Origin of the sequence: Oscillibacter sp. KLE 1745, from assembly GCF_000469445.2 — a bacterium.
Taxonomy (GTDB): domain Bacteria; phylum Bacillota; class Clostridia; order Oscillospirales; family Oscillospiraceae; genus Oscillibacter; species Oscillibacter welbionis.
Genome location: NZ_KI271761.1, coordinates 47,597 through 57,927 on the forward strand (window position 1 = coordinate 47,597; position 10,331 = coordinate 57,927).

The window sequence follows — 10,331 nt, forward strand, 5'->3', positions numbered from 1 at the left end:
GTAATCCAGATGCAAAATGAGCATGAGGCGGCCGCCGGTCCGGCGGCGGGAGAAGAAGGAGGCGGAGCGGGATGGACCAGCGTCCCATCGGGGTATTCGATTCAGGCCTGGGGGGTCTGACGGCGGTGCACTCCCTCTGGCGCATCCTGCCGGAGGAGGACCTGATCTACTTCGGCGACACCGCCCGGGTGCCCTATGGCAGCCGTTCCCGGGAGGCCATTTTGAAATACGCCCGCCAGGATGTGCGTTTCCTGCGCTCCTTCGATCTGAAGGCCATCCTCATCGCCTGCGGGACGGTGACCACCACCTCGCTGGCGGCGCTGCAGGCGGAAAACGACCTGCCCATGGTAGGCGTGGTAGAGCCCACTTGCCGCCGGGCGGTGCTGATGACCCAAAACAAGCGGGTAGGGCTCATTGCCACGGCGGCCTCCGTCCGCTCCGGTGCCTACGAGGCGGCTCTCCGGCGGCTGGACCCGGAGGTGACCGTGTTCAGCCGGGCCTGCCCCCTGTTCGTGCCCCTGGCGGAGGCCGGGCGCATCCGGCGGGGAGACGTGGTGATCGAGACCGTGGCCCGGGAGTATCTGACGCCCCTGAAGAATGCGGGGGTGGACACCCTGATTCTGGGCTGTACCCATTACCCGCTGCTGACGGATGTGATCGGGGACGTGATGGGGCCGGGCGTGGAGCTGGTGTCCGCCGGGGAGGAGTCCGCCTTTGAGCTGAAGCGGATGCTGAAGGCCCGGGAGCTGCGGGCGGACGAGCGCCGCCGCGGCGAGACGGAGTTCTACGTCAGTGACCGGGTGGAGGATTTTGAGCGGACGGCCTCGCTGTTTCTGCAGGAGGACCTGCGCCATACAGCACGGAGGATTGACATTGAACGATATTGAGACGCGGCGGAAGAAGCTGCCGGTGCTGCTCTTCATCCGGGGAGAGCAGTATTTTGACGATGTGGACCCGGATGCCACGGAGCTGACGACGGAGGGGACCCTGGAGCTGACGGAGGAGGGCCTGCTGCTGACCTATCAGGAGACAGCCCTCACCGGCATGGAGGGGACGACCACCACCTTTGAGGTCAGCGGGCCCCAGGTGATCCTGCGCCGGGTGGGCAGTGTGAACTCCCAGATGGTGTTTGAGGAGGGGCGGCAGCACACGTCCCTGTATGAGACCCCCTACGGGGAGCTGTCGGTGGATATCCAGACCAGCGCCCTGCGGCACAACCTCAGCGAGCGGGGCGGCCTGCTGGAGATCAAGTACTCCATCGCGGTCGAGCATACGGTGACAGGAAGAAACAGCTTCAAGATCCGGGTAAAGCGAAAGTAAGAGAGCGTTCCGGCAAACCGTGCGGCAGCGCGTCCAAGTATTTTGGAGGAGCCAAAATCTTTGGCGGAGGGCGAATTCATTTCGCCCGGGGATTCCGAGAAAAGGGGTCCCCCGGGATCTGTCCCGTGGGAAGCGCACGGTGACAGGGAAAAACAGCTTTAAGACCCGGGTAAAACGGGAAAAACAGGGGTTGGGAATTAGGAATTGCGGTGCCGCCGCAGGTGGCAATTGGAATCTGTCCGGCTTTGCCGGACACCAAAATTCCTCATTCTGAATTCCTCATTCACGAAAGAGGGAACGATATGATCAACATGGTACAAAACGCGAAGGACCAGGCGGCGGCGCTGGCCATGGCCGCCTATCAGGCTGCAGTGGCGGACGGGACGCTGCCCCAGGCGGAGGTGAAGACCGCCCCGGTGGAGATCCCCAAGGACACCGCCAACGGCGATTTCACCACCACGTTTGCCCTGGCGGCCTCCAAGGCGCTGCGGCAGCCGCCCCGTAATATCGCCCAGGCACTGCTGGACCACATGGACCTGGCGGGGAGCTACTTTGCCTCCGCGGAGATTGCGGGACCGGGCTTTCTGAACTTCCGTCTCAACGACAGCTGGTACGCTGCCGTCTGCGAGGCGGTGGAGAGCGAGGGTGCCGGCTACGGCACCGCCGACCACCTGAAGGGGCAGAAGATCATGGTGGAATTCGTCTCCGCCAACCCCACGGGCCCCATGCACATGGGCAATGCCCGGGGCGGCGTGCTGGGAGACACCCTGGCCAGCGTGCTGGCGGCGTGCGGCGCCGACGTGACGAGGGAGTTTTACGTGAACGACGCGGGCCACCAGATCGATAAGTTCGCCCACTCCATTGAAGCCCGGTATCTCCAGATCATCCGGGGGGAGGACGCGGTGCCCTTCCCGGAGGACGGATACCAGGGTGAGGACATCAAGGACCTGGCCCGGGCCTATTATGAGAAAAACGGAGACAAGCTGTTGGATGTGCCGGAGGCGGAGCGCCAGGAGGCGCTGGCCCAGTTCGGGTTGTCCATCAACCTGCCTAAGATGAAGACCGATCTGGAGCGGTACAAGATCCACTATGACAACTGGTTCTACGAGTCCTCTCTCCATGAGAGCGGCTATGTGAAGGAGACAGTGGATCTGCTGGCGGAGCGGGGCTGGACCTATGAGAAGGACGGCGCCCTGTGGCTCCGCACGGCCGACATCCTACGGGACCACTACCGCAGGCAGGGGAAGAAAGAGGCGGACATCGAGAAGCTGGACCTGAAGGATGACGTACTGCGCCGGGCCAACGGGTTTTACACCTACTTCGCCGCGGACATCGCCTATCACCGGAACAAGTTCGCTGTCCGGGGCTTCGACAAGGTCATCAACATCTGGGGTGCGGACCACCACGGCCACGTGGCCCGGCTGAAGGGCGCCCTGGACGCGCTCGGCCTCAACGGCAGCGAGCGGCTGGACATCGTGCTGATGCAGCTGGTGAAGCTGCTGCGGGACGGTGAGGTGGTACGGATGAGCAAGCGTACCGGCAAGGCCATCTCCCTGTCCGACCTGCTGGACGAGGTCAGCGTGGACGCCGCCCGGTGGTACTTCAATGCCAAGCCGGATACCCAGATGGAGTTCGATCTGGGTCTGGCGGTCCGGGAGGACAGCGAAAACCCCATCTACTACGTGGAATACGCCCACGCCCGGATCTGCTCACTGCTGCGGGCTCTGGCGGAGGAGGGCACCTCCGTGCCCAGACAGGCGGACGTGGACATGTCCCTGCTCTCCGGCGAGGCGGAACGGGCCCTGCTGAAGCAGATCGCCCAGTTCTGCGAGGAGATCAAGCTGGCGGCCCGGGATTACGACCCCAGCCACATCAACCGCTATCTCCAGGAGCTGGCGGCCTGCTTCCACCGGTTCTACACCGCCTGCCGCATCAAGGGCGAGGAGTCGGCGGTCCGGGACGCCCGGCTGAAGCTGGCGGATGATACCCGGATCGTCCTGCGGAACGGCTTGAAGCTCATCGGCGTGGACGCGCCGGAGAAGATGTAAAAAGACGGCGGGACAGGATGCAGGAGGAAGACCCATGGAATTTCAGAGAGAGCCGGGGCGTATCTACGCCGAGGAAGAAGGCCGGGTGATCGCGGAGGTGACATTTCCCGACCGGGATGGGGCGGCGGATATCGACCACACATTTGTGGACGATACGCTCCGGGGTCAGGGCGTGGCGGGGCAGCTGCTCCAGGCGGCGGCCGACCAAATCCGCGCGGAGGGAAAGCGCGCCAGGGCGACGTGTTCCTATGCCGAAATCTGGTTTGAAAGGCACCCGGAGGAGGCCGATCTGCTGTGCCCCTGAGAGACGACGAGAGCCGCCGCGCCGGTGGGAGCAGCATGGCGCTCCGGGCGGCGTTTCCCGCCACCATCCCGGTGATGACGGGCTTTTTGTGCCTGGGGACTGCCTATGGCCTTTTGATGCAGTCCAAGGGGTATGGGCCGGGATGGTCCGTCCTCATGAGCGCCATCGCCTTTGGGGGCAGCATGCAGTTTGTGGCCGTCACGCTGCTGACCACGGCCTTTGACCCTGTGCAGGCGTTTCTGCTGTCCGTCATGGTCAATGCCCGGCACATGTTCTACGGGCTGAGCCTGCTGGACAAGTACAAGGGCCTGGGGAAGGTGCGGCCGTTTCTGATCTACGTGCTGTGCGATGAGACGTTTTCCCTGGTGTCCACTCTGGAGCCGCCGGAGGGCGTGGCCCGGAAGGACTTCTACTTCTGGATCTCCCTGCTGGACTACCTCTACTGGATTACGGGCACAGCCCTGGGCGGCCTGCTGGGGAGTTTCCTCACCTTTGACACCACGGGCCTGGACTTTGCTCTGACGGCGCTGTTCGTGGTGCTGTTCCTGGAGCAGTGTAAGAAGCTGGAGAACCGGCCCGCCGGGGTGATGGGGATCCTCTGCGCCGCCGCCAGCCTGGCGGTGTTCGGAGCGGACAACATGGTGATCCCCGCCATGGTGCTGGTGCTGGCGGTGCTGCTGAGTGCACGGCACCGCCTGGACCGCAGCGGAGAGGAGGGAGCCCTGTGACGCTGACGCCTTTGCAGACGCTGGGCATCATCCTGGCGGTGGCCGCCGGGACCCAGCTGACCCGATGGCTGCCCTTTTGGTTGTTTCCGGAGAAGAAACGGCCCCCCGCCGTGGTGACATACCTGGGGAAAGTCCTTCCGCCCGCCATGATGGGCCTGCTGGTGGTGTACTGCCTGCGGAGCGTCTCCTGGCTGTCGGTGCCCCACGGGGCGCCGGAGCTGATCGCCATTGCGGCGGTGGCGGGGCTCCACCTCTGGAAGCGGAATGTGCTGCTGTCCATCGCCGGGGGCACTGTGCTGTACATGGTGCTGGTACAGGCGGTGTTTGTCTGAGAAAAGAGAAGAGATGCCGGCCGGCGGAAGCCCGGCCGGCATTTTTCAGTGCCGGGGGAGGCTTCCTTGTTTCCGAATCGTTACAATTTGTTGTGAAACTGAGAGGATTTTTGCGAAAAATCAGGGTATTCTGGGTATAAAATGCAGAGAACGGAGCGCAAAAACCAGGATCTGGAAAGCGAGGTGCGGAACATGAAGCGATTTCTTCTCTGCGGGGTGCTGCTGGCGCTGCTGGCCGGCTGCGGCACTGCCGGGGAGCAGCTGCCGGAGGAAGTCCCGGAAGAGACGGAGCCCCTCTCCGGCGAGGAGCTGACGGCCTCCGCCATGGCGGCGTACGCTGAGATCACGAAGGACCTGACTTTCACCCTGGATGTGGAAGAGGAAGATGCCACAGGCATCAGCCTCTCCATCACCCCGGAGGCCGCCCGGAACGTGGCGGGGCGGGAGAACCTGTTCTCCATCGGCTACCAGTGGGAGCCGGCCTCGGCGGAGGCCTGGGGAGACCAGTGGAGCGACATCGAAAGCAGAGGACGGCTCTTTGCCATGACCGCCCCGGACGGGGAGACCACCCTCCAGTGCTGCACCGGCGGGGACGTGGTGCTGTGGACCGTGGACGGGGAGACCCACTATGCCTGTGTGACGGCTGCGGCGGAGGGGGAATCCGGCCTGAGCGGTCTGCTGCAGGGGATCGCCGAGGACGCCCTGTGGGACGCGGCGTTTTGCGGTCCCGCGGTGGATGGGGCAGAGACGGACTACGAAGAGATCGCCCGGCAGCTGAACGAGGCCGTGGCGGAGAATGTCCGCCATGTGCCGGACTGGGTCAGCTGGAAGCCCCTGGACTTCCAGGCCAACGGCGCCAGCGTGTTTGACGCCTATTACGGTGAGCCGGAGAACTTCTGTGCCGGGCTGGGCTTCCGGCTGCTGGTGGATGACCCGTATGGAGAGATGGCCAACAGCTGGCAGGCGGGCGCAGGGCTGGGAGAACCGGATGCGGACGGGTACTACGGCTATGGCGGCGAGGCCAGTATCCAGAAAAATGAGGACGGCGACTGGACCTGTGACGGTCTGGCCACCGGAGGCAGCGCCGTGGCGCTGCCACTGTCCGGCTCTGGGGAGGAAGCCCCGCTTTCGGAGCTGGTGGACGCATTCTTCCTGACGGAGGGGTTCTCCCATGACTGGCTGCTGCCCAACTACATCCTGGACCACCCGGCAGAGGACATGACGGCCCTGCCCGACCTGCTGGATGACCGGACAGACGCAGAGGTCCGGGAGCTGTGTGCCGTCCTGGGCCGGTGCCTGCGGGACGCCGACTACTGGGACTGGACGCCGGAGACGCTGGCGGAGACTCTGGGAAGCTATGGGGCGTATCTGGATGCATAAATCTGCCAACGCCGGTATAAACTGGGACTGCGGCCTGGCCGCAGTCCTTTTGTTTTGTCATGGAGGCGGATATGGGGAAGCGGTTGTTTTACTGGGAGCTGGCGGGTGCGCTGTTCACGGCGGCGCTGGGGACGCTGCTGCACTTTGTCTACGACTGGAGCGGCGGATGGGGCGCGGCGGCTGCCTTCTCTGCGGTGAATGAGTCCACCTGGGAACATATGAAGCTGCTGTTTTTCCCCATGTTCCTGTTTTCCGTGGTACAGGTGTGCTGCCTGGGACGAAACTATCCGAACTTTCTGGCGGCCCGGGGCGTCAGCACGGTGACAGGGGTCGCGCTGATCCCGGTGCTGTTCTATACGTACACCGGCGTGCTGGGGCGGCATCTGCTCTGGGCGGACATCGCCGTGTTCTACCTCTCCGTGCTGGGGGCCTTCGCCCTGGATTTCCGGCTTCTGCGGCGGGGGCGGTTCACCTCTCTCTGGCAGCAGATCCTGGGCCTGCTGGCGCTGTGGGGGCTGGCGTTCCTTTTCGTCTACTGCACATTCCATCCGCCGGAGCTGGGGCTGTGGCAGGACCCGGTGACGCTGGGCTATGGAATCCCCAAATGAAAGCAGGCGCCCCTCTTTCGAGAGGGGCGCCGCTTTGCTTCCGGGGATTTTCTGTCCCTGCCGTTGACCGGCTCTCTCCGGCGGGGTATAATATTGTTAAAAGCGACCTGGGGAGGCTGAAGCGGATGAAGACCACAAGACAGAAGCGTGCGGCGCCTTTTTACGCCGCTGCGGCGGTATGGCTGGCCTACGCGCTGGTGCTGCCGCTGTATGAGCCGCTGCACTATGCCCTGGCGGCGGGGGCCTCCCTTCTGGCGTTCGCGGCGGCGTCCGCCCTGTGCCGGGGCGGCCCCGCGGGGGAGGAGGCCGGCGAGGCGCCGCCGGAAAAGGCGGAGGAGCCCGCTGAAAAGAAACCGGCCTCCACTGGCAATCCGGAGCTGGACAAGATGGTCCGCGACGGGGAGCTGGCCACCCGGGAGATGAAGCGGCTGGACGAGAATATCGCGGACCCCGGCATCTCCGCCGACATCGTGCGGCTGGAGCAGGTGAGCGCCCGGATCTTCGACGAAGTGCGCACGCACCCGGAGAAGCTGCCCCAGATCCGGCGCTTTCTGGACTACTACCTGCCCACCACCCTGAAGCTGCTGAACGCCTATGACCGCATGAGCGGCACCGGGATCTCCGGGGAGAACATCGACACCACCCTGGCCAAGGTGGAGGGGATGATGCGGACCATCGTGGCGGCCTTTGAAAAGCAGCTGGACAGCCTGTACGGCGCCGAAGCCCTGGACATCTCCACGGACATCACGGTGCTGGAGAACATGATGGCCCGGGAGGGACTGGTGGACAGCCCGCTGAAGGCGGAGCCGGACGAGAAGAAAGAGACCGATATCCGGCTGGAGCTGTGATCGGAGGAAACGCCATGAGAAAGATCGCCATCAGAATGGCGGGCCTGGTTTTCTATATGGCCGCAGGATTTGTCCTTCTGTTCTGGAAACTGGAGCGTGGCGGGTTGCATAACGCGGAGCTCCTGCTGCCGCTGGCATGGCTGGCGGGGGCGGTGGCTTTGGGCCTTCGACTGGACAAGGCCTGTAAACAGGCGGGAAGGTGGGGAGAGGCTGCCCATCACTTTTTCTCTTCTGTGATATGGCTGCTGCTAGGTATCGGTTTTATGAAGCAGGCCCCGGGCATCTGCAACCTCTGCGGTGTGCTGGGGGTGGTGTACGCAGTGGTTTATGCTGTCTGCGGTGTGCGGGCGGCGGGAAAAGCCCGCCGGAATGAAGAAAATGGCAGAGAGTGAATGATACTATGATGGAGGATGACACAATGGCAGACGAGAAGAGCATGATGCCTGAACTGACCCTGGATCCCAGCCGGACGGATGCGGTGCCCCAACTGACTCTGGACCCGGCAGCGCCCGCCGCCCCCGCACCGGAGGCCGCCAAGCCGGAGGCGACGCCGGTGCGGCTGGACGAGAACCTGCTGAACGACGCGGAGAAACAGGCGGTGGAGGCGTTTTCCAAGAAGATCGACCTGACGGACTCCAACCTGATCCTGCAGTACGGCGCGGCGGCCCAGAAGAACGTGGCCAGCTTTTCTGAGAACGCCCTGAACTCTGTGCGCACCAAGGACCTGGGAGAGGTGGGCAAGTCCCTCAGCGAGCTGGTGGTGGAGTTGAAGGGCTTCGGCGAGGAAGAGGAGAAGAAGGGGCTCTTCGGCCTCTTCAAAAAGACGGGCAGCAAGCTGGAGGCCATGAAGGCCCAGTACGCCAAGGTGGAGTCCAACGTGGACAAGATCGCCCGGGAGCTGGAGCAGCATCAGGTCACGCTTTTGAAGGATGTGGCCATGTTCGACCAGATGTATGAGCTGAACCTGAAATACTACAAGGAGCTCACCATGTACATTCTGGCGGGCAAGAAGAAGCTGGAGGACATGCGGGCGGGCGAACTGCCTGCTCTGAAGGCCAAGGCAGAACAGTCCGGCGCTCAGGAGGACGCCCAGGCATACAACGACATGGTCCAGATGTGTGAGCGGTTTGAGAAAAAGCTCCACGACCTGGAGCTGACCCGGATGATCTCTGTGCAGATGGGCCCCCAGACTCGGCTGCTGCAGAACAACGATACCTTGATGGTGGAAAAGATCCAGTCCTCCCTGGTGAACACCATCCCCCTGTGGAAGAGTCAGATGGTGCTGGCCCTGGGGCTGGAGCACGGCCGCCAGGCCACGGCGGCCCAGAGCGCCGTGACGGAGATGACCAATGAGCTGCTGAAAAAGAACGCGGATCTGTTGAAGATGGGCACCATTGAGACCGCCAAGGAGGCAGAGCGGAGCGTGGTGGACATTGAGACGCTGCAGCACACCAACCAGCAGTTGATCTCCACGCTGGACGAGGTGCTGAACATCCAGCGGGAGGGCGCCCAGAAGCGCAGGGCCGCCGAGGCGGAGTTGGGCCGCATCGAAGGCGAGCTGAAGCAAAAGCTGTTGGAGCTGAGAAATTAAAGGGAGAGCAGGATCCCCCTTTGGAATCCCCACCAGTCTGCGCACTGGTGAACGCGCCCGGGGCGCTTGGATCAAGGTAGTTTCGCCACGTACACGCTGCGGCGAAAATGATTCAAATTTCTTCTTTCGCCAATGGCGGAAGAACTGGGGAAAACCGGAGGCTTTCCCTTAGCCCCCTTTCCCGCTTGCGGGGAAGGGACGGAGAGGACATACGCTTATGAAGTTTTTTCAGAAACGGGCCGTGGCGGCGGTGGTGCTGATTTTAGCCATCGTGGCCGGGGTGGTGATTGGGCAGGCCAAGAAGCCGGACACCGGAGGCCAGGCGTCCACCGCCATTGTGGGGTCCTATACGTATGTATATGACTACGCCGGGGTGCTGACGGATGAGACCATGGAGCATATCGACGCCATGAACGCCTCCTTGTTTGCCCAGACCGGGGCCCAGATCCTGGTAAGTGTGGTGAACTCCACTGGCGGCGCGGACATCATGGACTATGCCTCGGATCTGGGGAACAGCTATGGCGTAGGCTCCGCAGAGCGGAACAACGGCGTGGTGATGCTGCTGGCGCTGGACAACATCTCCCAAAGCGGCCTGATGGGCGACTACTGCGTGGTGGTGGGGACCGGGCTGGAGAGCCACGCGGACGATTTCATGAGTCTGCAGTCCTATTACCTGGAGAATGATTTCGCTGCCGGGGAGTACGACGCCGGTGTGAAGGCGACTTTTGATGCCTTCATCGCCTGGTTCGCCGACTTCTACGGCGTCACGATCCGGGAGGGGTATATCCCTGCCGTCCGGGAGACCTATTCCAGCGGCAGCGGGTACTACTATACGGAGACCCACGGCTATGTGGCGCCGGCCCTTGGGTCCCTGGTGAGCGGCGTTGTGGTTCTGCTAGTGGTGCTGCTGGTGCTGTGGGTGATCCTGGACGGAATGCGGTACTCCCGCTACCGCCGGCGGTATCTGCGGCCCGGTATGGGACGGCCCACGGTGCTGTACTACCCCATCTTCTGGGGACGGCCCCAGCGGCCCAGGCCACCCCGTCCTCCAAGACCGCCAAAGCCACCGCGCCGGCCGCCCTCCGGCGGAACATTCGGCGGGGACGGCTTCGGCGGCAGCCGGGGAGGCATGTTCGGCGGAGGCTCCTTCGGGAGTGCCGGAGGGTCCCGGG

Annotated in this window: 12 protein-coding genes; all 12 read left to right on the forward strand. The window is 63.5% G+C overall.

Annotation, left to right across the window (positions count from 1 at the left end; translation table 11 throughout):
* The first annotated feature begins 71 nt into the window (after nucleotides 1-71).
* On the forward strand, nucleotides 72-887 hold the full coding sequence (gene murI, locus HMPREF1546_RS14965) for a glutamate racemase (RefSeq protein WP_021751452.1): 816 nt from the start codon (nucleotides 72-74) through the stop codon (nucleotides 885-887).
* Nucleotides 874-1,320, forward strand: a complete 447-nt coding sequence (locus tag HMPREF1546_RS14970; protein ID WP_021751453.1) for a DUF1934 domain-containing protein — start codon at nucleotides 874-876, stop codon at nucleotides 1,318-1,320. The genes murI and HMPREF1546_RS14970 overlap by 14 nt, the downstream gene beginning before the upstream one ends.
* Nucleotides 1,321-1,622: 302 nt before the next feature.
* Nucleotides 1,623-3,368, forward strand: coding sequence for an arginine--tRNA ligase (gene argS / locus HMPREF1546_RS14975; protein WP_021751455.1), 1,746 nt, complete (start codon nucleotides 1,623-1,625; stop codon nucleotides 3,366-3,368).
* Nucleotides 3,369-3,402: 34 nt separating this feature from the next.
* Nucleotides 3,403-3,672, forward strand: coding sequence for a GNAT family N-acetyltransferase (locus HMPREF1546_RS14980; RefSeq protein ID WP_021751456.1), 270 nt, complete (start codon nucleotides 3,403-3,405; stop codon nucleotides 3,670-3,672).
* Entirely contained in the window at nucleotides 3,663-4,400 is a 738-nt protein-coding gene (locus HMPREF1546_RS14985; RefSeq protein WP_021751457.1) for an AzlC family ABC transporter permease, read from the forward strand. The genes HMPREF1546_RS14980 and HMPREF1546_RS14985 overlap by 10 nt, the downstream gene beginning before the upstream one ends.
* Nucleotides 4,397-4,732, forward strand: a complete 336-nt coding sequence (locus HMPREF1546_RS14990) for a branched-chain amino acid transporter permease (protein ID WP_021751458.1) — start codon at nucleotides 4,397-4,399, stop codon at nucleotides 4,730-4,732. Before HMPREF1546_RS14985 ends, HMPREF1546_RS14990 begins: the two co-directional genes overlap by 4 nt.
* A gap of 192 nt (nucleotides 4,733-4,924) precedes the next feature.
* Complete coding sequence (locus HMPREF1546_RS14995; RefSeq protein WP_147629944.1) at nucleotides 4,925-6,112, forward strand: hypothetical protein; 1,188 nt, start codon at nucleotides 4,925-4,927, stop codon at nucleotides 6,110-6,112.
* A 71-nt stretch (nucleotides 6,113-6,183) separates the two neighbouring features.
* Complete coding sequence (locus HMPREF1546_RS15000; protein WP_036631375.1) at nucleotides 6,184-6,720, forward strand: DUF6512 family protein; 537 nt, start codon at nucleotides 6,184-6,186, stop codon at nucleotides 6,718-6,720.
* A gap of 125 nt (nucleotides 6,721-6,845) precedes the next feature.
* Nucleotides 6,846-7,568 (forward strand): 5-bromo-4-chloroindolyl phosphate hydrolysis family protein, encoded by a 723-nt coding sequence (locus HMPREF1546_RS15005; protein ID WP_036637052.1) that lies wholly within the window; start codon nucleotides 6,846-6,848, stop codon nucleotides 7,566-7,568.
* 14 nt (nucleotides 7,569-7,582) lie between these two features.
* Nucleotides 7,583-7,960, forward strand: coding sequence for a hypothetical protein (locus tag HMPREF1546_RS15010; RefSeq protein WP_021748861.1), 378 nt, complete (start codon nucleotides 7,583-7,585; stop codon nucleotides 7,958-7,960).
* A 26-nt stretch (nucleotides 7,961-7,986) separates the two neighbouring features.
* On the forward strand, nucleotides 7,987-9,159 hold the full coding sequence (locus tag HMPREF1546_RS15015; protein WP_051320049.1) for a toxic anion resistance protein: 1,173 nt from the start codon (nucleotides 7,987-7,989) through the stop codon (nucleotides 9,157-9,159).
* A gap of 217 nt (nucleotides 9,160-9,376) precedes the next feature.
* Nucleotides 9,377-10,331, forward strand: a 955-nt coding sequence (locus HMPREF1546_RS15020; protein ID WP_021752084.1) for a YgcG family protein, incomplete at its 3' end; no start/stop codon positions are given.